This is a genomic window from Streptomyces sp. B5E4 (assembly GCF_039871555.1).
GTDB lineage: Bacteria > Actinomycetota > Actinomycetes > Streptomycetales > Streptomycetaceae > Streptomyces.
The window spans coordinates 1-22,747 of record NZ_JBDPMI010000026.1; the positions used below are offsets into that span (position 1 = coordinate 1).

Sequence of the window (22,747 nt, forward strand, 5' to 3'; positions counted from 1 at the left end):
CGGGGGGTGGGCCACGCGGGTCACGGAATGACCTCCGGAGCTGTGTCTGACGCGTCGGTCCCGCCGAGCCGGAGCCGGTCCTCGCCGTCGAGGTCCTCCGGGCCGATGAGAGCGCCGCTGCGGCCGGTGTCGGGCCGGCCGGTCTTCGGACGTGCGGCCTCGGGTAGCCGCAGGGTGAACGTGGAGCCCTGGCCCTCAGCGCTCCACACCGTGACCTCCCCGCCGTGCGAGGCGGCCACGTGCTTGACGATGGCGAGACCGAGCCCGGTCCCGCCGGTGGCCCGCGAGCGTGCCGGGTCGACCCGGTAGAAGCGCTCGAAGACCCGCTCGCGGTCCTTCTCGGAGATGCCGATCCCCTGGTCGGTGACCGCGATCTCGATCAGGTTGCCGCCCGGGGCGGGCAGCCGGCGGGCCGCGATGCCGACCCTGGTACGGGCCGGGCTGTAGTTCACGGCGTTCTCCACCAGATTGCCCAGGGCCGCGGCGAGCTGGCCGCGGTGGCCCCAGATGTGGAGGCCGGCCGTGCCGCCGGTGGCGATGGTTATCTGCTTGGCGCCGGCCTGCTGCCGGCACCGCTCGATGGCCTCGCCGACCAGCTCGTCGATCCGTACCGGCTCGGCGTCCTCCAGCGGGTCGTCGTTCTGCACCCGGGAGAGGTCGATCAGCTCCTGGACGAGGCTCGTCAGCCGGGTCGCCTCGCCCTGCATCCGGCCCGCGAACCGCTCGACGGCCTCGGGGTCGTCGGCGGCGTCCATGACCGCCTCGGAGAGCAGGGACAGCGCGCCGACGGGGGTCTTCAGCTCGTGGCTGACGTTCGCGACGAAGTCGCGGCGGACGGCCTCGATGCGCCGGGCCTCGGTCATGTCCTCGACGAGCAGCAGGACGAGCCGGGAGCCGAGCGGGGCGACGCGGGCGGAGACCGCCAGCGCCTCGCCGCGGCCGCTGCGCCGGGGCAGGTCCAGCTCGACCTGCCGTATCTCGCCGTCGCGCCGGGTGTCGCGGGCCATGGCCAGCATCGGCTCCACCGCCAGCCGGCCGCCGCGGACGAGCCCCAGGGCGTACGCCGCGGAGCTGGCCTTGACGACGGCGTCGTCCTCGTCGAGCACGACGGCGGAGGAGCGCAGGACGGACAGGACGGTGTCCACGCCGGGCGGCAGCACCGCGTCCGTGTGCAGCGAGGTGCGCGTGGGCCTGGTCTGCTCACGCTCGCTCCACCGGAACGCGAGCACGGCGATGACGCCGGTGCACAGCCCGGCGATCGCTGCCGCCGCGGCGACCGCCGCGTTCACGTCCATGACTCCAGGTTAGGCACCTCGTGCACCCCTTCCACAGCCATCCGGGTGCCGTCTCGAACACTGGTCGCCAAGAGTTCACCCTGAGGTCGGTCTCGATTCACTAAGTGGCGCATCGTCCCCTGCATGGTGGATGCTGCATAAATCGGCATAGAGGATGGACGGGACACTGGGATGCGCGACTCTTACCACGAGGAGCTCGACTCGATCGGCGAGGGCCTTGTCGACATGGCCCGGCTGGTCGGCTCCGCCATGGGCCGTGCCACGGCAGCCCTGCTCGACGCCGACCTGCAACTCGCCGAGAGCGTGATCGCGGGCGACGAGAAGGTGGACGACCTGCAGCGGGAGCTGGAGACGCGGGCCATCCAGCTGCTCGCCCGGCAGCAGCCCGTGGCCACGGACCTGCGCATCGTGGTGACGTCGCTGCGGATGAGCGCCGACCTGGAGCGCGCCGGCGATCTGGCCAAGCACGTCGCCAAGCTCGCCCGGCTGCGCTACCCCGGCCGCTGCATCCCCGACGACCTGCACGCCACGGTCCTGGAGATGGGGCAGCTCGCGCAGCGGCTGATGGCGAAGACCGCGGAGGTCGTCACCACCAAGAACGTCGACCTGGCGCTGGAGCTGGAGCAGGACGACGACCGGATGGACTACCTGCACCGCAAGATCTTCCAGCACCTGATGGACGACCGCTGGAAGCACGGCATCGAGACCGCGGTGGACGTGACCCTGATCGGCCGCTACTACGAGCGCTTCGCCGATCACGCCGTGTCCTGTGCCCGCCGGGTGGTGTATCTGGTGACCGGCGAGCACGCCGACGAGCTGAGCGCGGCATCGGTCGAAGGGGCGTAGCCGAAGGGGCGTAGGGCCCGGAGCGCGGGGGCACGGACCCCGCGCGCGCCGGGCGCGCCCGGCGGCGGCTCACGCGCCGGGCGCGGCTTCCGGGGCGTACGGCCGTACGACGGCCGCAGATGCATCCGCGCGCCCGCATGTGCGCCCCGGACGCCGGGGCAGCCTCCTGGTGGAAGGGAACACCCCTGCTAGGAGGTCCCGCATGCCGGAAGAGTTCACCTCCCGCACCCGTGCCGACCCGCGCGCCACGGCACGGCCGCCGCGGATGCGCCCGAAGATGACCCCGCTGCCGAAGCTCAGCTCCTGCTCCTGCGGCCCCGGCTGCTCCTGCGGGTGCCAGTCGGGCGGGTCGTGCCAGTGCGGCGGGAGCTGCGGCTGAGCCGCCGGACGACGCCTGCGACGAGACGCCCGCAGCCCCTGCCCTGACGACGCCGGGCAGGGGCTGCGGTGTACGTGTGCCGCCGGCCGCGCTACTTCTTGCCCTGGTTGGCCACGGCCTGTATGGCCGAGGCGGCCGCCTCCGGGTCGAGGTACGTGCCGCCGCTGCCGACCGGGTGGAGGTCGGCGTCCAGCTCGTACGCCAGCGGGATGCCGGTGGGGATGTTCAGGCCCGGGATCTCCTCGTCGGAGATGCCGTCGAGGTGCTTGACCAGCGCCCGCAGGCTGTTGCCGTGGGCCGCGACGAGCACCGTCCGGCCGGCCTGGAGGTCCGGCACGATGCTGTCGTACCAGTACGGCAGGGCCCGCTCCAGCACGTCCTTCAGGCACTCGGTCTTCGGCCGCAGCTCGCTGGGGATGTGCGCGTAGCGCGCGTCGTGCGCCTGCGAGAACTCGCTGTCGTCGGCGATCGGCGGCGGGGGCGTGTCGTACGAGCGGCGCCAGGTCATGAACTGCTCCTCGCCGAACTCGGCGAGCGTCTGCGCCTTGTCCTTGCCCTGCAGCGCGCCGTAGTGCCGCTCGTTGAGCCGCCAGGAGCGGGCGACCGGGATCCAGTGCCGGTCGCAGGCGGCCAGCGACAGGTTCGCGGTCCTGATGGCGCGCTTGAGCAGCGACGTGTGGACGACGTCCGGCAGCCAGCCGGCCTCGCGCAGCAGCTCGCCGCCGCGCACCGCCTCCTTCTCGCCCTTGTCGGTGAGGTTCACGTCCACCCAGCCGGTGAACAGGTTCTTGGCGTTCCAGTCGCTCTCTCCGTGGCGGAGGAGGATCAGCTTGTACGGTGCGTCGGCCATGGCTCCGAGCCTAATCGAGTGGCCGGTCCCCTCCCCCGCGGGCCCGGATTGACGGCAGCCGTCAATTCGGTGGCGCAACCGCGCCCCTGCTTCGTAACATCCCCTCATTGATCGCGCCACTTACATCCGGGGGTTCCGCCGTGCCCGTCACCCGCATCGGACGCGCCGCCCGCGAGACCGTCTCCGGTCTGCCGCGCGAGTTCTGGTGGCTGTGGACGTCCACGCTCGTCAACCGGCTCGGCGGCTTCGTCGCCACCTTCATGGCCCTCTACCTCACCCAGGAGCGCGGCCACTCCGCCTCGTACGCCGGTCTGGTCGCCGCGCTGTACGGGCTCGGCGGCGTGATCTCCTCGCTCGGCGGCGGCGTGCTCGCCGACCGCCTCGGGCGCCGCCCCACGCTGATGCTCGCGCAGTCCTCGACCGCCGTGACCGTCGCCGCCCTCGGCTTCACCAGTCACCCCGTGGCCATCCCCGCCGTCGCCTTCGCCGTCGGCATGGCGTCCAACGCCTCCCGGCCCGCGGTGCAGGCGATGATGGCGGACATCGTCCCGCCGGCGGATCGGGTACGGGCCTTCTCGCTCAACTACTGGGCGGTCAACCTGGGCTTCGCGATCTCCTCCGCCGGCGCCGGCTTCATCGCCGAGTACAGCTACCGGGCCGGCTTCCTCATCGAGGGCGTCCTGACCCTCGTCTGCGCGATCCTCGTCTTCGTCAAGCTCCCGGAGTCCCGGCCGGAGCACCCCGCGGGCGCCGCGGGCGAGGCGGCCGACTCCGTCAGCCTGGGCACGGTGGTGCGCGACCGGCGGTTCATGGGGGTCGTCGGGCTGTCGTTCCTGATCGCGCTCATCTTCATGCAGGCGTACGTCTCGCTGCCGGTGGCGATGGGCGACCAGGGCTTCTCCAGCTCGGACTTCGGGCTCGCCATCGCCGTGAACGGCGTGCTGATCGTCGTCATGCAGATACCCGTGACCCGGTTCATCGAGCACCGCGACCCGCGCATGCTGCTGATCGTCTCCTCGCTGCTGGCGGGGTACGGGTTCGGGCTCAACGTCTTCGCCGGGTCGGTCGCGGTGTACGCGCTGGTCGTCTGCGTCTGGACGCTCGGCGAGATCGTCAACGCCCCGACGCAGACCAGCATCGTCGTCCGCCTCTCCCCCGTCCACGGCCGCGGGCGGTACCAGGGCATGTACACCACGTCCTGGGCCGTCGCGTCGCTGGCCGCGCCGCTGCTGGGCGGGTGGGTCATCGACAGGGCCGGGGCGGGCTGGCTGTGGGCGGGGTGCGCGGCGGTGGGCACGGTGGCGGCGGCGGGGTACGCGCTGCTGATGCGGGGGCTGCCGACGGAGGACCCGGTCATGGAACCGGTGGCCGAGCCGGTCGTCGCGCCGGTGGGCGGGCCCGCCAAGACCGGGGAACCGGTGGGGGATCCGGCCGCGAAGGCGGTCGTGGAGTCGGCCGGAAACGTCGTCGAAGAATCGTCGGGCAGACCGATGTAGCAGCCCCACGCGTCACACGGGTAGCGTCTGCCCCTCGGAAGAGCCCGCCATTCCGGTCCGAGGGGGACGCACGTGTCCGACCTGTACATCGACAACGAGATGCTCACACGCGTCCGCCACAACCTCGCCCACATCGGCGAAGTCCTGGACAAGCCGGCCCGCGCGATGGCGGACGTGGACGCCAAGGCCATGGGGGCGAGCGCGCTGGAGCGGCGCATGGACGAGTTCGGCGACGAGTGGTCGTACGGGTTCGGCCAGTTGCGTAAGTTCGCCAAGGGCGCGGTGGAGGCGCTCGACCAGATCGAGAAGGGCTTCGCCGACCTCGACAAGGACCTGGCCGCCGCGCTCTCCGAGGCGGCGCAGAAGTGAGCGCACCCACCGCCGCGGATTACCCCACGCTGGGCTTCGTGCCCTGCCCCGGCGACTTCGAGACGGCCAAGGACACCGCCGCCACCGTCCGCCGTACCTCCGACGCCCTGGGCGAGATATGCCGGGTCCTGGAGGGCGCCGACGAGGGCGACTGGCGCGGCAAGGCCGCGGACGCCTTCCGGGCGCTGCTGGCAGACGACTTCCGCCCGAAGGTGAAGGACGCGTACAGCGCCTTCTCCACCGCCCGTACGGTGCTCACCGACTGGGCCGAGAACATCGACCGCCGGCAGCGGGCGGCGGCGCGGCTGGAGGACGAGGCCGCGGAGCTGAAGCGGACGGCGGACGCGGAGGCGAAGAAGGAAGAGGAGAAGAAGGACGAGGAGGGCGAGGGCTCGGGGCCGGGATCCGGGGGTTCCGACTCCGGCGAGGACCCCCTCGCCGACGTACGCCGCCGGGCGCGCAGCCTCCAGGACGACTACGAGCAGGAAGGCCGCGACGCCGCCGCCCGGCTGCAGAAGGCCCTCGACATCGCCCCCAACGAGCCCGGCTTCTGGGACAAGCTGGGCGACGCCGTCGGCGGGGCGCTGGAGGCCATCGGCCAGGCCGTGACGGACCCGATGGGCACGCTCGCGGAGCTGGCCCCGCTCTTCAAGACGCTCGGCGACATCGCCGGCCTGCTCAGCACCGTCACCGGACTCCTCGCGCTCGTCCCCGGGCTGCAGTTCCTCGGCGCCGCCTCGCTCGCGCTCGCGGGCGTCGCGCTCGTCGCGCACTACCTCTCCGCGGTCGGCACCACCGGCAGCTTCCTCAAGGCCCTCACCACCAAGGACGTCATCCTCGACGCCGTCGGCTTCGGCCTCGGCAAGCTCGGCGCCCGCTTCGGCGACGAGATCCTGGCCGCCGCGAAGGCAGGCAACCAGCCGACGCGCATGGTCGCCCAACTCGGCGGCCGGCTGCCCGCCATGGAGCTGCCGCAGGGCTACTTCCAGCTCGCCCGCGGGGCCTCGTACAGCATGAGCGTGCGCGAGTTCGGCATGCGCACCGGGCAGTACTTCACCACCTGGACCGGCAACGCCTTCACCGCCGAGGGCTCGCACGACACCATCGAGACCGCCGGGAAGCTCCTCACCTGGGACTTCGGCCCGCTGACGAACAGGGAGACGGTGGCGCCATGGGCACGCTGACCCCGGGCCGGATCCAGTTGTACGCCCCGGCCGACTGGTTCGACCTGATGGCCGACGGCGGCGACCGCGAGGCGACCCGCACCCGCTGCGCGGAGCTGGTGCGACTGACGTACCCGCGGACGGCGGCGGAGCGGCGGGAGCAGTTCACCGACGCGCTGCTCGCGTGGCACGACGTGCTGTACGCGGACGGGGTGCTGATGAACGGCATCGTCACGGCGCCGCTGCCGAGCAGCGGGGAGCAGGCGGCATGGCTGGTGTTCGCGGGCGTCGTGGAGGTGCCGGAGAGCCCCTCGGACCTGGACCTGGGCGAGCTGATGACGTCGGTGTTCGCGGAGCACTACGGCGCGGCGCCGGCCTACACGGAGGCGTACGCGACGGACATGGGGATGGGGTTCGGCTTCGTGGCGCAGCCGGCGCTGCCGCGGGCTGCGGCGGAGGGCGTCGAGGGCGTCGGCGAGGACCCCGTGCAGGTGGGCCTCGCGGGGGCGCTGGCCACGCCGGCGGGGGGCGGGCTGGGGCTGCTGGTCGTCGGGACGAGCCTGAACCCGCTGCAGGCCGGCGAGTTGGCGGGTCTGGTGGCGGTGATCGCGGGCCGGTCGGCGTTCGTGGCCGAGGCATCGGATGGGCACGGGACCGCGGGGTAGCGGCTCGGCGAGCCCGGCGGAGGTCGTCGCGCGCAACCGGCTGCTGATGCGGGAGTTGCTGGCGCGGCCGGAACAGGGGACGCCGCAGGGGCGCAGGGTGCTGCTGCTCGCGGTGATGGTCGCGCCGGTGGTGGCGGCGTTCGGCGCGGCGGTGGTGCTGGCCCCGGGGATCGTCGCGAACGTCGCGGTCGCGGCGGGGATCGGGGCCGGGGTGGTGGCGCTGCTGCTGCCGTGCGCGCTGGTCGTACGCCGCCGGGCGGACCGCGCGCTCGCGGCTGCCGCGGCACCGGCGTGCGCGGCGCTGGCCGGCGCGGAGCGGGCGCTGCCCGTCCGCTACGGGCTGAACACCGCCTCGCCGGACGCCGCGTACGCCACGGAGCCCGCGGCCTGGGACCGCGGCCCGCAGCAGCCGGGCGCGGTCGCCGTGACCCGGGACGCGCTGCTGCTCCGCGGCGCGGACGGCGCGGCACTGGACGTCCCGCTCGCGACCCTGCTGGGCGCGGTGGACCAGCCGGGCACGTGGCCGGTCCAGGGCTGCGTGGACGTGCACCTGCGGTCCGGCGGTGCGGTGCAACTCCGCACACCGCACCGCAGGGAACTGATCGCGGCGCTGCGGACGGCAGGGGTACGGGTCCCGCGCTGACCCGGGGAGGAGCTGCCGTGGGGCCGGGGCCGCCCGGGGGCGGGGGGCGGTGGGCGGCTCGTACGCTGGACGCATGGTGTCCCCGCAGCGGCCCGGGCAGTCCGCGTCCCACGCGCGGTCCGCCCGCCCCGCGCGCCCGGTCGGGTCCGCGACCCGCGGGACGACCAACCCCAACCGGCTGCGCCGCATGGACCGCTGGATCGCCGCCGCCCACGGCGCCGCCCTGCGCCGTACCGCGCGCGCCGAGGGCCGGGCCGTCGCCGTCGACCTCGGGTACGGCGCCGCCCCCTGGACCGCCGTGGAGCTGCTGGAACGGCTGCGTACGGCCTGCCCGCGGGCCGAGGTCGCGGGCGTGGAGATCGACCCGGAGCGGGTGGCGGCGGCCCGTCCGTACGCGCGCGAGGGGCTGACGTTCCTGCGCGGCGGTTTCGAGGTCCCGCTGCCCGGGGGCGCCCGCCCGGCGCTGATCCGGGCGGCCAACGTGCTGCGGCAGTACGGCGAGGAGGAGGTCCCGGCGGCGTGGGCGCGGCTCACGGCCCGGCTCGGCCCGGACGGGCTGCTGGTGGAGGGCACCTGCGACGAGGCCGGCCGGCGGCACGTGTGGGTGGCGCTAGGCCGGGAGGGCCCCCGGACCGTCACCTTCGCCGCCCACCTGGCGACCCTGGCCGCACCCTCGGACCTGGCGGAGCGGCTGCCCAAGGCGCTCATCCACCGCAACGTCCCGGGTGAGCCGGTGCACGCCTTCCTCCGCGACTTCGACCGCGCCTGGTCGGTGGCGGCCCCGTACGCCCCCCTGGGCGCGCGGCAACGCTGGATCCGTACGGCGAGCGCCCTGTCGGCGAACTGGCCCCTGACCGACGGCCCGGGCCGCTGGCGCCAGGGCGAGCTGACGCTGCCGTGGGCGGCGGTGGCCCCGCGCGGCTGGGCGTAGCCCGCCTGCGGTCGGGTGCGCGGGCGGGACCTCACGGACACGAGAGGGGCAAGGGGCAGGCGGACGTCCGCGCGCAGCCGCGCGGCGGTGTTGCCGAAGGGCGCCCGCGCAGGCGTCCGCCGCGCGGCGGTCGCGCGCTGCCAGGCCGAGAACATCCGGCCTGCGGCGGGGCCCCCGGCCCTGCCACCGCCGGCGGCAGACCCAGGCCCGTACCCCGCCGGGCGGCCGTGCCGCTCTCGCGACGACCCTCCCCGATCCGCCCCCGTCACCCCGGGAATGAAGCCCTCCACGCCGGTGTTCCTTCCAGGACGGCGGGGATGACGGCGAGTCCGAGGAGGAAACTGCAGCCGTGAGCCACCACCTCTCCCGGCTCCGCGCGCTTGCGCGGCACCGGCGGCCGCGTCGCGTCGCCATGCTCTCCGTGCACACCTCGCCCCTCCATCAGCCGGGAACCGGCGACGCCGGGGGCATGAACGTCTACATCGTCGAGCTGGCCCGCCGGCTCGCCGAGATCGGCGTCGAGGTCGAGGTCTTCACCCGCGCCACCACCGCCGCCCTCCCACCGGTCGTCGAGCTGGCGCCCGGCGTGCTCGTACGGCATGTGGACGCGGGGCCGTACGAAGGGCTGGCCAAGGAGGACCTGCCCGCGCAGCTCTGCGCGTTCACGCACGGCGTGATGCAGGCCGAGGCCGGTCACCGCCCCGGCTACTACGACCTCGTGCACTCCCACTACTGGCTCTCCGGCCACGTCGGCTGGCTCGCCGCCGAGCGCTGGGGCGTGCCGCTCGTGCACGCCATGCACACGATGGCCAAGGTCAAGAACGCCGCCCTCGCCACCGGCGACAGCGCCGAGCCGCCCGCCCGCGTCATCGGCGAGAGCCAGATCGTGCGGACCGCGGACCGGCTCATCGCCAACACCGACGACGAGGCCCACGACCTGATCCACCACTACGACGCCGACCCCGCCCGCGTCGCCATCGTGCGCCCCGGCGTGAACCTCGACGTCTTCCGCCCCGCCGGCCCGGGCGCCGTCGGCGCCTCCGCCGTGTCGCGCGGCGACTCCCGCGCCGAGGCCCGCGCCGCGCTCGGGCTGCCGCAGGGCGCCTTCGTGCCGCTGTTCGCCGGCCGCATACAGCCGCTCAAAGCCCCCGACGTGCTGCTGCGCGCCGTCGCGCTGCTCCTGGAACGGGAGCCGGCGTTGCGCGAGCGGCTGGTGGTGCCGGTGGTGGGCGGGCCGAGCGGGAGCGGGCTGGCCAGGCCGGAGGCGCTGCAGAAGCTGGCGGCGCGGCTGGGCATCTGTGATGTCGTACGGTTCACGCCGCCGGTGGCGCAGGAGGCGCTGGCGCGCTGGTTCCGGGCGGCGTCGGTGCTGGTGATGCCGTCGTACAGCGAGTCGTTCGGGCTGGTCGCGCTGGAGGCGCAGGCGTGCGGCACGCCGGTGGTGGCCGCGGCGGTCGGCGGGCTGCCGGTCGCGGTGCGCGACGGGGTCACGGGGCTGCTGGTCGACGGCCACGACCCGGCGGACTTCGCCGACGCGCTGGGGCGGCTCGCCGCCGACGCGGCGCTGGCGGACCGGATGGGCGCGGCGGCGGCCGGGCACGCGGCGGGCTTCGGCTGGGACACCGCCGCCCGTGCGACGGCCGACGTGTACGCCGCGGCGATCGCCGGGTTCCCCCATGCCGTAGGACCTCGCCTACGATCGCCGCATGGCTGAGGCAGCGGGCACGGACACGGCGGCGGGCGGGGCGGACGCGGCGGGCGAGGTCATCGAGGACACGCTGCGCGAGGCCGGGATCGCGTACGAGTCGCCCGCGGCGGGCACGTACGTCGTCTCCCTGCCCGGCACCCGGAAGCTGTCGACCACCTGCCAGCTCATCGCCGGCCGGCACTCCCTGTCGGTGAACGCCTTCGTGATCCGCCGCCCCGACGAGAACGAGGCCGGCGTCCACCGCTGGCTGCTGGAGCGCAACACCCGGCTGTACGGGGTGGGTTTCGCCGTCGACCGGCACGGCGACATCTACCTCGTCGGGCGGCTGCCGCTGGCCGCGGTGACGCCGGAGGAGCTGGACCGGGTGCTGGGCACGGTGCTGGAGACGGCGGACGGCAGCTTCAACAGGCTGCTGGAGCTGGGGTTCGCGACGGCGATCCGCAAGGAGTACGCGTGGCGTACGGCGCGCGGGGAGTCGACGCGCAATCTGGAGGCGTTCACGCACCTGACGCGCGCGGAGCAGCCGGAGTAGTACGGAGCGCGTCCAGCATCCGCTCCAGCGCCGCCCAGGTGGCGGCGAGATCATCGGGGCCCGCGTCGGCGGCCAGCCAGAGCGCCGCCTCGTTCATCGCGCCCGACAGCAGGTGCGCCAGCGGCGCCACCGGCTGCCGCGCCACGACCCCCGCAGCCACCAGCTCCGTCAGCGCCTCCGTCAGATGCCGCGCGGACGCCGCCTCGTCCATCGCCCGCCACTCGCTCCACCCCAGCACCGCGGGTCCGTCGACGAGCATGACCCGCTGCAGCTCGGGGTCCGTGCTCGCGGTGAGGAACTCGCGGCAGCCGGCCGTCAGTTGCCCCCACGGGTCCGGGTGCCGTCCGGCGGCCTCCGCGACGCGCCGGCCGACCTCCTGCTGCACCTCCTCCAGGACGGCGCGGAAGAGGTCCGCCTTGCCTTCGAAGTGGTGGTACAGCGCGCCCTTGGTCACGCCGGACGCGCGCACGATCTCGGCCAGCCCCACGGCCCCGTAGCCGCGGCTCGCGAAGAGCCGCCGGCTCTCGCGCAGCAGCACCCGCCTGGTCTGCGCCCGTTGCTCCGCCCTGACTCCGCCGCGCGCGGTCATGCGCACCTCCCCATTTGACATACCGATGGTATGCGAACTACGGTTTTGACATACCGATGGTACGCGAAAGGAGTCGGCCATGGAGCTGACCAGTTTCTATCCCGTGATCGGCACGAGCCGGCTGACCGAATCCCGGGACTTCTACGTCCGGCTGATGGGCTTCGAGGTCACCTTCGAGGCCGACTGGTACGTGAGCCTGCGCCGGCCCGGCGACCCGGCGTACGAGCTGGCCCTGCTCGACCCCGCGCACCCCACGGTCCCCGAGGGCCACCGGGTGGCCGCGCGGGGACTGCTGCTCAACTTCGAGGTCGCCGACGTGGACGCGGAGTGGGAGCGGCTCGTCGTACGCGAAGGGCTGCGGCCCGAGCTGGAGCTGCGCAGCGAGGACTTCGGGCAGCGGCATTTCATCGTCGCGGACCCGAACGGGATCCTCATCGACGTGATCACGCCGATCGCGCCGACGGGCGAGTTCGCCGGGCAGTACGCGACTGCGTAGGCGGCGCCGCGGCCCCTCAGGCCGCCTCGGAGGGCAGGGCGGCCAGCAGCGCGTCGACGAGGGCGCGGTCGTGGCCGTAGGTCAGCTTGCGGCGGGCCGCGGCCGGCGGCAGCCAGACGACCCGGTCCACCTCGTGGTTCGGGACGAAGACGCCGGCGGCCGCCCGGGCGGCCCAGTAGCGGACCTCCTTGGGACGGCCGTCCGCCACCCGGTAGTGCGTCGTGGGCAGCGGGGCGCCGGGCTCGCAGGCCATGCCGGTCTCCTCGGCGACCTCGCGGAGCGCGGCGGCCAGGGGCTCCTCGCCCTGCTTGAGCTTGCCCTTGGGGTGGGACCAGTCGTCGTACTCGGGGCGGTGGACGAGGGCGATCTCCAGCCCGCCGGGGGCCTCGGGTGCGGTACGCCACAGAACGCAGCCGGCGGCGCGGATCAGGTGGGTCGGGTGCTCCTTCACTCCTGCTCCCCTCTCGTCGGCCAGAGACTGCCGAAGGTGAAGCGCGCGGCTTCCACCTGGTGGCGCTGGTCGGCGTGGAGTACGCCGAGGGCGTAGGCGGTGGCGGGGGCGATCCGCGGCGTCGCGGCGGCGGAGGCGGCCGCGGCGGCGGCCTCGACGGCCTCGCGGTCCCGGTCGAGCGCGGCGCCGGCGGCGGGCAGCGGCGGGCCGGCCGGGCGTACGGGGACGGTGCCGGGCGGGCACGCCGCAAGGATCTCCGCGGTGTGCCGGGCGCGGCGGACGAGCGCGTGCACGTGCCGCCAGGGGGCGTCGTCGCGGTCGTCGGCGGCGGGCGCGCGGGGGGCGGCGAGCCCGCGGGCGAGGGCGGCGGCGTTGTACGGGCGTCCTGCGCGCGCCAGCGGCAGCGCGGCGACGGCGGCGGCCAGCACCCGGCACAGCTCGTCGTGGTACTCGGGCAGCGCGGCGGCGGACCGCCGGGCGGCGCCGGTCAGCGGCGCGTCCGAGACGAGCAGGGCGACGGCGTCGGCGAGCGCGTGGTACCGCGCGGACGTCAGCGCATCCAGCGCCTCGGAATGCGCCCGGCTGCGCGCCAGCCCCAGCCGCCGCTCCAGCAACGCCCCCGCCCGAGCCGCGCCGACGGCCCGCGGTGCGCCGGCCGGGCCGCCGGGCGCGGGCCGGGCGGCAGCGGAGGCGCCGGCGCGTGAGCCGGCCGACCCGGAGAGGGAAGCCGTGGCGGCGGGGGCAGCGGAGGCGTATCCGGCGGCCCCGTCCCGGGACCGTGCCCCCGGCACCGCGCCGCCCGCGCGCCCCGTACCGACCGCTTCCGCGACCCCGTCCCGCAGGTCCGTCCCGCCGGCGGCCGGGTCCGCCTCCTCCTCGCCCGACAGCCGGCGCAGCGCCGCCACCAGCCGGTCCCGGCGTGCCGCGTACACGTGTTCGCGCAGCACCGTCGTGCCCAGCCAGTACAGCTCGCCCTCCAGGCGCTCCGCCCACTCCGCGTCCAGTAACGGGCCGAAGCTGCCCAGCGTGTCCGCGATGCGGAACGCCGCGTCGTGGACCGCGCCCGCGAGAGTCGCGGCGCTCGCCTCGGCGCCCGTCTCCTGGGCCGGGAGGTCCCGCAGGCCGCGGAGCAGTTCGGTGGCCTGCGTGCTCAGGTACCGCGTCAGCACCTCGCCCGCGGCGAGCGGGGCGGTGCCCGGCGCCGCCGTGGCCGTCACGGATGTCTCATGCGGCGATGACACGCCGGCGCCTCCGGGCGTCGATGAGCATTTCCTGTACGTTCCCCAGCCGGTTGCCCGCGTCGTCCACCGCGTTGCGCGTCCAGTCGCCGTTCGAGTCCAGGTGCCAGGAGTCGACCGTGTCGGACATGCCCGTCTCCAGCAGCCGGTTCAGCGCCTCCCGGTGCGCCGGGTCCGCGACCCGGACCAGCGCCTCGATGCGCCGGTCGAGGTTGCGGTGCATCATGTCGGCGCTGCCGAACCACACCTCCGGCTCGCCCCCGTTGCCGAAGGCGAAGACCCGGGAGTGCTCCAGGAACCGGCCCAGGACGCTGCGTACCCGGATGTTCTCCGACAGGCCCGGGACCCCGGGACGCACCGCGCAGATGCCGCGCACCCAGATGTCGACCGGCACGCCCGCCATCGACGCCCGGTAGCAGGCGTCGATGACCGCCTCGTCGACGATCGAGTTGACCTTGATGCGGACGTACGCGGTCTGCCCGGCCCGGTGGTGCGTGATCTCGCGGTGGATCCGGTGGACCAGGCCCTCGCGCACCGACGTGGGCGCCACCAGCAGCCGGCGGTAGTTCTCCCGCCGCGAGTAGCCGGAGAGCCGGTTGAACAGGTCGGAGAGGTCCGCGCCCACCTGCGCGTCGGCGGTCAGCAGGCCCAGGTCCTCGTAGAGCCGCGCCGTCTTCGGGTGGTAGTTGCCGGTGCCGACGTGGCTGTAGCGGCGCAGGGTCTCGCCCTCCTGCCGTACGACCAGCGACAGCTTGCAGTGCGTCTTCAGCCCGACGAGCCCGTACACGACATGGCAGCCCGCCTCCTCCAGCTTCCGCGCCCACTTGATGTTCGCCTGCTCGTCGAAGCGCGCCTTCAGCTCCACCAGCACCAGCACCTGCTTGCCGCTCTCCGCCGCGTCGATGAGGGCGTCGACGATCGGCGAGTCGCCCGACGTGCGGTACAGCGTCTGCTTGATGGCCAGCACGTCCGGGTCCGCCGCCGCCTGCTCCAGGAACGCCTGGACGGAGGTGGAGAAGGAGTCGTAGGGGTGGTGCAGCAGCACGTCGCGCTCGCGCAGCGCCCCGAAGACGTCCGGCGCGGACGCCGACTCGACCTCGGCGAGGTCGCGGTGCGTGCCGGCGACGAACTTCGGGTACTTCAGCTCCGGCCGGTCCTGCGCGGCGATGCCGAAGAGCCCGGTGAGGTCGAGCGGGCCCGGCAGCGGATAGACCTCGGCCTCGGAGATCTTCAGCTCGCGGACCAGCAGGTCCAGCACGTACGGGTCGATGGACTCCTCCACCTCCAGCCGCACCGGCGGCCCGAAGCGGCGCCGCATCAGCTCCTTCTCCAGCGCCTTCAGCAGGTTCTCCGCGTCGTCCTCCTCGACCTCCAGGTCCTCGTTGCGCGTGACCCGGAAGGTGTGGTGGGCGAGGACCTCCATGCCCGGGAAGAGGTCTTCGAGGTGGGCCGCGATGACGTCCTCCAGCGGTACGAACCGCTGGGCCCCGCCGACCGTGGCCGTCTCCAGGAACCGCGGCAGCAGCGGCGGCACCTTGACGCGGGCGAAGTGCCGGTGGCCGCTGACGGGGTTGCGGACGACGACCGCGAGGTTCAGGGACAGTCCCGATATGTACGGGAACGGGTGCGCCGGGTCGACGGCCAGCGGCGTCAGCACCGGGTAGATCTGCTGCCGGAAGAGGGTGAAGAGCCGGGCCTGCTCCTTCTCGCCCAGGTCCGCCCAGCGGATGAGCTGGATGCCCTCGTCGGCCAGCGCCGGCTGCACGTCCTGCTGGAAGCAGGCGGCGTGCCGCGCCATCAGCTCGCGCGAGCGGTTCCAGATCAGGTCCAGCACCTCGCGCGGCTGCAGCCCGGAGGCGGAGCGGGTGGCGACGCCGGTGGCGATACGGCGCTTGAGGCCGGCGACGCGCACCATGAAGAACTCGTCCAGGTTGCTGGCGAAGATCGCCAGGAAGTTCGCGCGCTCCAGCAGCGGGGTGGCCGGATCCTCGGCCAGCTCCAGCACCCGTTCGTTGAACGCCAGCCAGCTTCGCTCCCGGTCCAGGAAGCGGCCCTGGGGCAGCTCCTCGTCCGCCTCCTGGCCGTCGTAGTCGTCGGCGTCGGCGTCGATGTCCGGGTCGATCTGCTGGGCCGCACGCTGCATGGCGGGGGCCACCGCGTGCGGGCGGCGGGCGGCGATCGAGCCCACCGACGGCTGGGCCGGCTGCGCGGGCTGGGCGGCGGTGACGAGGGGCGAGCTGTCGTCCATGCCCCTATTCTCCCGTGTCCTGGCCCGACCCGGCACGGCGGAGAGATTCGCGGCGGAGCGCTGCATCCGTCGATGTTCGCAATTGAGGTTGAACCGAGGGTAACGACACGACCAACCCTCGGTGTGCGGTCGCGGGCCGTGCCGGGGATTCCGGGGGCCCTCAGCCCTCCGTGCGGTACATCAGGTCCGTCTCGTGGGTGCGGAAGCCCATGCCCTCGTAGACCGCGACCGCCGGGGCGTTGTCGGCGTCGACGTACAGCATGGCCGTCGGCATGCTGCGGTCGTACGCCAGATGGCGCAGCCCGATCGTCGTCAGCGCCTTGCCGAGCCCGCCGCCCTGGGCGTCGGGGTGCACCCCCAGGACGTACACCTCGCCCAGGTGCTCCGCGCTGTGCACCTTCGTCCAGTGGAAGCCGACGGCCTTCCCGGCGCGCTCGGCGAGGAAGAAGCCGCGCGGGTCGAACCACGGCTCCGCCATGCGGTCGTCCAGGTCGGTCTGCGTGAGCGAGCCCTGCTCGGGGTGGTGCGCGAAGGCGGCGGCGTTGAGGGCCAGCCACTCCGCGTCGTCCTCGCCGGGCCGGAACGTACGCACCGTGACCCCCGCCGGCAGCCGCGGCTCCGGCACGCCCTCGCCCGCGTAGGCGTCGAGCGGCATCCGCAGCTGACGCAGCTCGCGGAAGAGCGTGAGGCCGAGCAACTGCGCCAGGTGCCGGGCGGCGGGGTGGCCGCCGTGCGCCCACAGCCGCATCCGCTGTCCCGACTCGGTGAGCAGCGCGCGGCCCAGCGCGCGGCCGTGGCCGCGGCGGCGGTACGCGGGGTGGACGACCAGTTCGGCGGCGGGCGGCTCGACGGGGTCGGTCTCCTCCAGTTGCGCGTAGCCCGCGGGTTCCGTGCCGTCGTAGAGGAGGAGGTGCTTGACGCCCTCGCGGTGGCCTCTGCGCAGCGTGAGCCGGCCCTGTTCGGAGACGGCCTGGCGGCCGTCGGTCCCGGCGGCGGCGTCGATGATGCCGAGCACGGCGTGGGACTGGGACGGCGTGAGCTCGTCGAGCACCTCGATGCGCCTGCCGCGCGGCTTCCCCGTGTCGGTCGTACCGGACTCCGTCATGGAGGAAGCCTAAGGCCAGCGGCACGCCCGACAAGGTTGGGGAATCGTTCAGTCTTCGTTGGAGACACGCTACGCGCGTCGACCCTAAGCTGCCGAGCGGTGTTTCCACGTCGCGCCGAGGGGGCGTTCACAGTGAGGTCTCGAAGCACAGAGCCGGCAGGCAGGGTCCGTACGACACGAAGGGGGCGCCGGGCCGCGGCGGGCGCCGCCGCACTGGCGGTGGCCGGGAGCCTCTTCGCCGCCGCGCAGCCGGCGGGCGCGGACAGCGCGAAGAAGCGGGACCGCGGCCGTACCGTCGACGTCCAACTGCTGTCCTTCAACGACTTCCACGGCAACCTCGAACCCCCGCAGGGCTCCTCGGGGCAGGTCACCGAACTCCAGCCGGACGGCTCGAAGAAGAACATCACCGCCGGCGGGGCCGAATACCTCGCCACCTCCCTGCGCGACGCCCGCGAGGGCAACCGCTACTCCGTCACCGCCGCCGCCGGCGACCTCGTCGGCGCCAGCCCGCTGATCTCCGGCCTCTTCCACGACGAGCCCGCCGTCGAGGCCATGAACGGCCTCGGCCTCGACGTCGCGGGCGTCGGCAACCACGAGTTCGACGAGGGCGTCGCCGAGCTGCGCCGCCTCCAGGACGGCGGCAACCACCCCGAGGACGGCGGCTACACCGAGGGCCGCACCTACGGGGGCGCCGACTTCCCCTACCTCGCCGCCAACGTCACCGACGAGAAGACCGGCAGGCCGGCCCTCGACCCCGTGTACGTCTGGAAGAAGCAGGGCGTGAGGATCGGCTTCATCGGCGTGACGCTGGAAGGCACCCCCGACATCGTCTCCGCCGAGGGCGTCAAGGGCCTGGAGTTCCACGACGAGATCGAGACGCTCGACAAGTACGCGAAGCAACTGCGGCGTCAGGGCGTGGAGTCCATCGTCGCGCTCGTCCACGAGGGCGGCTTCCCGGCGGCCTCGGCGGGCGGCGCGTACAACTACGACTGCGACACCCCCGGTCCGGGCGCCGGGATCTCCGGACCGGTCGCCGAGATCGCCAGGGGCACGACGGCGAGCGTCGACGCCTTCGTCACCGGACACACCCACCAGCCGTACGCCTGCACCATCCCCGACCCGAAGGGCAACGCGCGCAGCGTCACCTCCGCGTCGTCCTTCGGCCGCCTCTACACCGACACCACGCTGACGTACGACCGCCGCAGCGGCGACATCGTGCGCACCGCGACCGAGCTGCCGGACGCCGAGAACCACGTGGTCGACCGCGAGCAGCCCAGGGCGGGGGACATGACCGCGCTGATCGAGGAGTGGAACGCGCTCGCCGCGCCGATCGCCGCCAAGCCCGTCGGCTACGTCTCCGGCGACATCCCGCGCGCGGGCACCGAGTCCCCGCTCGGCGACCTCATCGCCGACGCCCAGCTCGCCCACGCCAGGACGCTCGACGAGAACGCGCAGGTGGCGCTGATGAACCCCGGCGGGATCCGCGCGGACCTCACGTACGCGGCGTCCGGCGGCGAGGGCGACGGAGTCGTCACGTACGGGGAGGGCTTCACGGTCCAGCCGTTCTCGAACACCGTGAACCTGACCAGCCTGACCGGCGAGCAGCTTCTGCAGGTGCTCCGCGAGCAGGTCAGCGGCGCCAACGAGGCGGCGCCGAAGGTCCTGCAGCCGTCCGCCGGACTGACGTACACCCTGGACCTCACCAAGTCCGGCGCCGACCGCGTCGTCGCCGACTCGGTCCGGCTCGACGGGCAGCCGCTGGATGCGGCGGCCACGTACCGGGTCGCCGTCAACTCCTTCCTCGCCGGCGGCGGCGACGGCTTCCCCACCCTGGCCGACGGTACGGACCCGCTGGTCGGCGGGGACGACCTGGCCGCCCTTGAGGACTACCTGACGGCGAACTCCAGCGCGGACAAGCCGCTGGCACCGCCGGCCGCCGACCGGATCACGGTGATCGGGCAGTAGCCGACCGGGGAGACCCTCCGGGGGGTGAGCGGTTGCGGGCGGAATCGCCTGCGCCGCCCACCCCCTTCTGCTGTGATGGTCACCCGGCGCGTCCCTCCGCGACTCCCCGGCGGGACGGGCCCCTTCCGCGCAGCCCTCTCCCGGCAGGACGGTCACGATGAGCAACGAGGACGCGGCACCCCCGGCGGTCGACCCCTCCGTGCCGCACGCGGCGCGGATCTGGAACTACTGGATGGGCGGCAAGGACAACTACCAGTCGGACCGCGCCGCGGGTGACGCCGTCGCGCAGGTCTACCCGGACATCGTGACCATGGCCCGGCAGTCCCGCCAGTTCCTCATCCGGGTCGTCTCCCACCTGGCGAGGGAGGCGGGGATCCGGCAGTTCTTGGACATCGGCACCGGCCTGCCCACGATGCAGAACACCCACGAGGTGGCGCAGCAGAGCGCCCCCGCGGCCCGCGTCGTGTACGTCGACAACGACCCGCTGGTGCTGGCGCACGCCCGCGCCCTGCTGGTCAACACCGGGCCCGGGGGCGTGACCGCGTACGTCCACGCCGACTACCACGACCCCGAGCGGATCCTCACCGGCGCGGCGGACACCCTGGACCTCACCGAGCCGGTGGCGGTGATGTTCATGGGGGTGCTGGGCTACGAGCCGGAGCTGACCGAGCTGCGCCGCATCGTGGGCCGGGTCATGGACGCCGTGCCGTCGGGCAGCCACCTGGTGCTGTGGGACGGCACCGACACCGGCGAGGCCGTCGTCGAGGGCGGCGAGAAGCTCATCGAGGCCGGCGGCGTCCCGTACCACCTGCGCGGCCCGGACGAGCTGGCCCGGTGCTTCGAGGGGCTGGAGCTGCTCGCACCCGGCATGGTGCCGATCACGCGCTGGCGGCCGGGCTCGCCGAAGGTGGGCGCGGCCAAGCCGATCGACGCGTACGGCGCGGTGGGGCGCAAGCCCTAGCGCGCTCGCGCCCCGCCGCGGCGGCCGGGGGACGGCTAGAAGTTGAAGACGTTCCCGCCGGTCGCCAGATCCGCCATGCAGGGGTTGGGGAAGACCTCGGAGACGTACTCGACGGGCTTGCCGCGCCAGGTGCCGGTGGCGTGCAGCTCCACGGGCTCGTACTGCATCGTGCAGGCGCCCTGCTTGTCGGACAGCTCCTCGAACCGCCCGTCGACCTTCGCCAGGTCCGTGCAGGCCGACTCCGCCGCGGGGTGCGTGCCCCCGACGGGTTCGCAGTCCAGATACGTGAAGCCGCCCTTGGCGCGGTCGCTGACGTACTTCGTCGTCAGCCGCAGGTGCGTGGCGTCGAACGGCTCGGGCAGCGGGCGCTCGGCGGAGGCGGTGGCGGCGGCGGTCAGCGGCAGCAGCACGGCGGTGGCGGTGGCGGCCAGGACGGCGGCGAGGGGCCGGACGGTCATGGGGGGTTTCTCCTCGGCGGGGGCGTGGGGCGTACGGGGGTCTGGAACGTCAGAGATACCCCAGTCGGTCAGCTACGGGCGGCACCGTCACCCGAAGGAGGCATGTCCTTCGATTCCGTTTGCTTGCCCCGTACGGGTCCCCACGGCCGATTCGCCCCTCCGGGCGGCGGGCCGAACGGCCCTACCCCGAACGGTCCTGCCCGCGCCCCCGGATCGCGGCTGAGGAACCCGGTGGCGGCTCCGGCGCCCCCGGCAGCCGCAGCAGCGCCTCCGTCCCGCCGCCGGCCGCCCGGCGCAGTTCCACGGTGCCGCCGGCCTGCTGCACCGTACGGGCCACGATCGACAGCCCGAGCCCGCTGCCCGGCCGGCTGCGCGCCGACGGCGAGCGCCAGAACCGCTCGAAGACGTGCGGCAGCTCCGCCTCCGGGATGCCGGGACCGTGGTCGCGCACCCGCAGCAGCCCGTCGGCGCCGAGCCGGACCTCGACCCGGCTGCCGGCGGGCGAGAACTTCACCGCGTTGTCCAGCAGGTTGACCACGGCCCGCTCCAGCGCCGCGGGCTCGGCCCGTACGAACCAGGGCGCCAGCTCCGCCTCGATCCGCACCTCCGGCGCCCGCAGCCGCACCCGCCGCAGGGCCCGCTCGGCGATCTCGTCCAGCGCGACGACCTCCAGCTGCGCCTTGTCCGGCGCGGCGTCGGGCCGGGACAGCTCCTGGAGGTCGCCGATGAGCGCGGCCAGCTCGGTCATCTGCGCGGTGACGGACTCCAGCAGCTCCCTGCGCTGCCGCGGCGGCAGCTCGCGGCCGGACTCCTCACTGCGGGCGAGCAGTTCGATGTTCGTACGCAACGAGGTCAGCGGCGTCCGCAACTCGTGCCCGGCGTCGGCGATGAGCTGCTGCTGCCGCTCCTGGGAGGTGGCCAGTGCGGCGGTCATGGCGTTGAACGACCGCGACAGCCGGGCGATCTCGTCGTCGCCCTCGACGGGGATCTCGACGGCGAGATCCTCGGTCCTGGCGATGTGCTCGACGGTATGCGTCAGCCGCTCCACGGGGCGCAGGCCCGCGCGGGCGAGCGCCACCCCGGCGACGCCGGACGCGACGACGCCGCCGGCGGCGAGCAGAGTGAGGACGAGGGCAAGGGTGTCGAGAGGGTCGGTGACCTCGCTGAGGGGACGGCCGACGGTATAGGCGACGCCTGGGACCCGGGGCCAGGGGCGCGTGAGCACGCGGTACTCGGTGCCGTCGTCGGCAGTCGTGTTGTGGGCCGCCCAGTCCAGCTCGCCGCCGGCGACCCGGGTGTCCTGCCCCTGGACCTCGACGAGCCGCTCACCGGTCTGGTAGCACCGCTGACCGTCTTCCAGTACGACCTGCACCGTCGGGCCGCTCGGCCTGAACGGCCCGGTGGCGTCCGGCACCGACTGCGGGCATTGGAGCCTGCCGTTTTGGATCTTGATCCCGGTCGCCGGCACCGTCTTGGTCAACTCCTCGTCGAGCGACGACAGGAGCTGCGAGCGCACCAGGAACCACGCCGCCACCGCGCACGCCGCCACCGCGACCGCGACCGCCGCGGCGGTGAGCAGGGCCAGCCGCGAACGCAGCGGCAGCCGGCCGAAGCGGGACGTCACCTGGCGGCGCCCCTGCCGCCGGGCTCCGGGGCGCGCAGGACGTAGCCGACGCCGCGGACCGTGTGGACCAGCCGGGGGGCGCCGCCGGCCTCGGTCTTACGGCGCAGGTACATGACGTACACGTCGAGGGAGTTGGAGGACGGCTCGAAGTCGAAGCCCCAGACGGCCTTGAGGATCTGCTCGCGGGTGAGCACCTGCCGCGGGTGGTGGAGGAAGAGCTCCAGCAGCGTGAACTCGGTGCGCGTCAGCTCCACCGGCCGGCCGCCGCGGGTGACCTCGCGGGCGGCGAGGTCCATCCGCAGATCGCCGAACTCCAGCGTCTCGGCGGTGTCGGGCGGCTCGCCGCCCTCGGCGTACGCGCGGCGGCGCAGCAGCGCGCGGATGCGGGCGAACAGCTCGTCCAGCTCGAAGGGCTTGACGAGGTAGTCGTCGGCGCCCGCGTCGAGGCCCGTCACGCGGTCGCCGACGGTGTCGCGGGCGGTGAGCATGAGGATGGGCACCCGGTCGCCGGCGGCCCGCAGCCGGCGGGCGGCGGTCAGGCCGTCCATGCGGGGCATGAGCACGTCGAGGACGACGAGGTCGGGCCGGTACGAGACGGCCTTGTCGAGGGCGTCGAGACCGTCGACGGCGAGTTCGGTCCCGTAGCCCTCGAAGGCGAGGCTGCGCTCCAGCGCCTCGCGTACGGCCGGCTCGTCGTCGACGATCAGGATGCGCTGCTGCTGCTCGGTCACGGTC

Annotated in this window: 22 protein-coding genes; 12 read left to right on the forward strand and 10 right to left on the reverse strand. The window is 74.0% G+C overall.

Annotated features, from left to right (window positions below; all coding sequences use genetic code 11):
* Nucleotides 1-20: 20 nt before the first annotated feature.
* Complete coding sequence (locus ABGA99_RS27070) at nt 21-1,295, reverse strand: ATP-binding protein (protein WP_347575198.1); 1,275 nt, start codon at nt 1,293-1,295, stop codon at nt 21-23.
* A 171-nt stretch (nt 1,296-1,466) separates the two neighbouring features.
* Here ABGA99_RS27070 and phoU point away from each other — a divergent pair, with 171 nt between their 5' ends.
* A complete protein-coding gene (gene phoU, locus ABGA99_RS27075; RefSeq protein WP_347575199.1) occupies nt 1,467-2,141 on the forward strand; it encodes a phosphate signaling complex protein PhoU in 675 nt (224 codons plus the stop codon).
* 470 nt (nt 2,142-2,611) lie between these two features.
* Here the strand turns inward: phoU and ABGA99_RS27080 are convergent, their stop codons facing one another.
* On the reverse strand, nt 2,612-3,370 hold the full coding sequence (locus ABGA99_RS27080; RefSeq protein WP_347583624.1) for a phosphoglyceromutase: 759 nt from the start codon (nt 3,368-3,370) through the stop codon (nt 2,612-2,614).
* Between the two features lie 140 nt (nt 3,371-3,510).
* Between ABGA99_RS27080 and ABGA99_RS27085 the strand changes: the two genes are divergently transcribed.
* The 8 genes from ABGA99_RS27085 (at nt 3,511) to ABGA99_RS27120 (ending at nt 10,877) form a co-directional block, all read left to right on the forward strand.
* The gene (locus tag ABGA99_RS27085; RefSeq protein ID WP_347575201.1) at nt 3,511-4,866 is read left to right on the forward strand and encodes an MFS transporter; all 1,356 of its coding nucleotides are present in this window, start codon (nt 3,511-3,513) and stop codon (nt 4,864-4,866) included.
* A gap of 72 nt (nt 4,867-4,938) precedes the next feature.
* Entirely contained in the window at nt 4,939-5,235 is a 297-nt protein-coding gene (locus tag ABGA99_RS27090; RefSeq protein ID WP_347575202.1) for a hypothetical protein, read from the forward strand.
* Nucleotides 5,232-6,419, forward strand: coding sequence for a putative T7SS-secreted protein (locus tag ABGA99_RS27095; protein ID WP_347583625.1), 1,188 nt, complete (start codon nt 5,232-5,234; stop codon nt 6,417-6,419). The genes ABGA99_RS27090 and ABGA99_RS27095 overlap by 4 nt, the downstream gene beginning before the upstream one ends.
* The gene (locus tag ABGA99_RS27100; RefSeq protein WP_347583626.1) at nt 6,407-7,063 is read left to right on the forward strand and encodes a hypothetical protein; all 657 of its coding nucleotides are present in this window, start codon (nt 6,407-6,409) and stop codon (nt 7,061-7,063) included. Before ABGA99_RS27095 ends, ABGA99_RS27100 begins: the two co-directional genes overlap by 13 nt.
* The gene (locus tag ABGA99_RS27105; protein ID WP_347583627.1) at nt 7,041-7,706 is read left to right on the forward strand and encodes a hypothetical protein; all 666 of its coding nucleotides are present in this window, start codon (nt 7,041-7,043) and stop codon (nt 7,704-7,706) included. Before ABGA99_RS27100 ends, ABGA99_RS27105 begins: the two co-directional genes overlap by 23 nt.
* A 73-nt stretch (nt 7,707-7,779) precedes the next feature.
* The gene (locus ABGA99_RS27110; RefSeq protein ID WP_347575206.1) at nt 7,780-8,637 is read left to right on the forward strand and encodes a class I SAM-dependent methyltransferase; all 858 of its coding nucleotides are present in this window, start codon (nt 7,780-7,782) and stop codon (nt 8,635-8,637) included.
* 349 nt (nt 8,638-8,986) lie between these two features.
* Nucleotides 8,987-10,351 carry a D-inositol-3-phosphate glycosyltransferase gene (mshA, locus tag ABGA99_RS27115; RefSeq protein WP_347575207.1) on the forward strand — a complete coding sequence of 455 codons (1,365 nt, stop codon included), beginning with the start codon at nt 8,987-8,989 and terminating at the stop codon, nt 10,349-10,351.
* Nucleotides 10,344-10,877: a YbjN domain-containing protein gene (locus ABGA99_RS27120; RefSeq protein WP_347575208.1), complete on the forward strand. Its 534-nt coding sequence runs from the start codon at nt 10,344-10,346 to the stop codon at nt 10,875-10,877. Before mshA ends, ABGA99_RS27120 begins: the two co-directional genes overlap by 8 nt.
* On the opposite strand, the gene ABGA99_RS27125 is transcribed toward ABGA99_RS27120, so the two are convergent.
* The gene (locus tag ABGA99_RS27125; RefSeq protein ID WP_347575209.1) at nt 10,843-11,466 is read right to left on the reverse strand and encodes a TetR/AcrR family transcriptional regulator; all 624 of its coding nucleotides are present in this window, start codon (nt 11,464-11,466) and stop codon (nt 10,843-10,845) included. The two genes, ABGA99_RS27120 and ABGA99_RS27125, sit on opposite strands and share 35 nt — an antisense overlap.
* A 79-nt stretch (nt 11,467-11,545) precedes the next feature.
* Here ABGA99_RS27125 and ABGA99_RS27130 point away from each other — a divergent pair, with 79 nt between their 5' ends.
* A complete protein-coding gene (locus ABGA99_RS27130; protein WP_347575210.1) occupies nt 11,546-11,962 on the forward strand; it encodes a VOC family protein in 417 nt (138 codons plus the stop codon).
* A gap of 16 nt (nt 11,963-11,978) precedes the next feature.
* Here ABGA99_RS27130 and ABGA99_RS27135 read toward each other — a convergent pair whose 3' ends face one another.
* From ABGA99_RS27135 to mshD, 4 genes are all read right to left on the reverse strand, one after another.
* On the reverse strand, nt 11,979-12,413 hold the full coding sequence (locus ABGA99_RS27135; protein WP_347583628.1) for an NUDIX hydrolase: 435 nt from the start codon (nt 12,411-12,413) through the stop codon (nt 11,979-11,981).
* On the reverse strand, nt 12,410-13,630 hold the full coding sequence (locus tag ABGA99_RS27140) for a hypothetical protein (protein WP_347583629.1): 1,221 nt from the start codon (nt 13,628-13,630) through the stop codon (nt 12,410-12,412). The genes ABGA99_RS27135 and ABGA99_RS27140 overlap by 4 nt, the downstream gene beginning before the upstream one ends.
* Before the next feature lie 7 nt (nt 13,631-13,637).
* The gene (locus tag ABGA99_RS27145) at nt 13,638-15,899 is read right to left on the reverse strand and encodes an RNA degradosome polyphosphate kinase (protein WP_347583630.1); all 2,262 of its coding nucleotides are present in this window, start codon (nt 15,897-15,899) and stop codon (nt 13,638-13,640) included.
* Between the two features lie 160 nt (nt 15,900-16,059).
* Nucleotides 16,060-17,004 (reverse strand): mycothiol synthase, encoded by a 945-nt coding sequence (gene mshD, locus ABGA99_RS27150; protein WP_347575214.1) that lies wholly within the window; start codon nt 17,002-17,004, stop codon nt 16,060-16,062.
* Nucleotides 17,005-17,223: 219 nt separating this feature from the next.
* Here mshD and ABGA99_RS27155 point away from each other — a divergent pair, with 219 nt between their 5' ends.
* Nucleotides 17,224-18,969 carry a bifunctional metallophosphatase/5'-nucleotidase gene (locus tag ABGA99_RS27155; RefSeq protein ID WP_347583631.1) on the forward strand — a complete coding sequence of 582 codons (1,746 nt, stop codon included), beginning with the start codon at nt 17,224-17,226 and terminating at the stop codon, nt 18,967-18,969.
* Between the two features lie 157 nt (nt 18,970-19,126).
* A complete protein-coding gene (locus tag ABGA99_RS27160) occupies nt 19,127-19,930 on the forward strand; it encodes an SAM-dependent methyltransferase (protein ID WP_347583632.1) in 804 nt (267 codons plus the stop codon).
* Between the two features lie 35 nt (nt 19,931-19,965).
* Here ABGA99_RS27160 and ABGA99_RS27165 read toward each other — a convergent pair whose 3' ends face one another.
* The 3 genes from ABGA99_RS27165 to ABGA99_RS27175 all read right to left on the reverse strand — a co-directional run bounded on the left by ABGA99_RS27165 (nt 19,966) and on the right by ABGA99_RS27175 (nt 22,743).
* On the reverse strand, nt 19,966-20,388 hold the full coding sequence (locus ABGA99_RS27165) for an SSI family serine proteinase inhibitor (protein WP_347575217.1): 423 nt from the start codon (nt 20,386-20,388) through the stop codon (nt 19,966-19,968).
* A 181-nt stretch (nt 20,389-20,569) separates the two neighbouring features.
* Entirely contained in the window at nt 20,570-22,012 is a 1,443-nt protein-coding gene (locus ABGA99_RS27170; RefSeq protein WP_347575218.1) for a HAMP domain-containing sensor histidine kinase, read from the reverse strand.
* Nucleotides 22,009-22,743 carry a response regulator transcription factor gene (locus tag ABGA99_RS27175; protein WP_347583633.1) on the reverse strand — a complete coding sequence of 245 codons (735 nt, stop codon included), beginning with the start codon at nt 22,741-22,743 and terminating at the stop codon, nt 22,009-22,011. Before ABGA99_RS27175 ends, ABGA99_RS27170 begins: the two co-directional genes overlap by 4 nt.
* Between the last annotated feature and the right edge of the window lie 4 nt (nt 22,744-22,747).

Coding starts and splice junctions, on each gene's coding strand:
- ABGA99_RS27070 (WP_347575198.1), bottom strand. CDS start 1,295: ATGGACGTGAACGCGGCGGTCGCCGCGGCGGCAGCGATCGCCGGGCTG.
- ABGA99_RS27105 (WP_347583627.1), top strand. CDS start 7,041: ATGGGCACGGGACCGCGGGGTAGCGGCTCGGCGAGCCCGGCGGAGGTC.
- ABGA99_RS27125 (WP_347575209.1), bottom strand. CDS start 11,466: ATGACCGCGCGCGGCGGAGTCAGGGCGGAGCAACGGGCGCAGACCAGG.
- ABGA99_RS27100 (WP_347583626.1), top strand. CDS start 6,407: ATGGGCACGCTGACCCCGGGCCGGATCCAGTTGTACGCCCCGGCCGAC.
- ABGA99_RS27080 (WP_347583624.1), bottom strand. CDS start 3,370: ATGGCCGACGCACCGTACAAGCTGATCCTCCTCCGCCACGGAGAGAGC.
- ABGA99_RS27165 (WP_347575217.1), bottom strand. CDS start 20,388: ATGACCGTCCGGCCCCTCGCCGCCGTCCTGGCCGCCACCGCCACCGCC.
- mshD (WP_347575214.1), bottom strand. CDS start 17,004: ATGACGGAGTCCGGTACGACCGACACGGGGAAGCCGCGCGGCAGGCGC.
- ABGA99_RS27120 (WP_347575208.1), top strand. CDS start 10,344: ATGGCTGAGGCAGCGGGCACGGACACGGCGGCGGGCGGGGCGGACGCG.
- phoU (WP_347575199.1), top strand. CDS start 1,467: ATGCGCGACTCTTACCACGAGGAGCTCGACTCGATCGGCGAGGGCCTT.
- ABGA99_RS27110 (WP_347575206.1), top strand. CDS start 7,780: ATGGTGTCCCCGCAGCGGCCCGGGCAGTCCGCGTCCCACGCGCGGTCC.
- ABGA99_RS27160 (WP_347583632.1), top strand. CDS start 19,127: ATGAGCAACGAGGACGCGGCACCCCCGGCGGTCGACCCCTCCGTGCCG.
- ABGA99_RS27130 (WP_347575210.1), top strand. CDS start 11,546: ATGGAGCTGACCAGTTTCTATCCCGTGATCGGCACGAGCCGGCTGACC.
- ABGA99_RS27145 (WP_347583630.1), bottom strand. CDS start 15,899: ATGGACGACAGCTCGCCCCTCGTCACCGCCGCCCAGCCCGCGCAGCCG.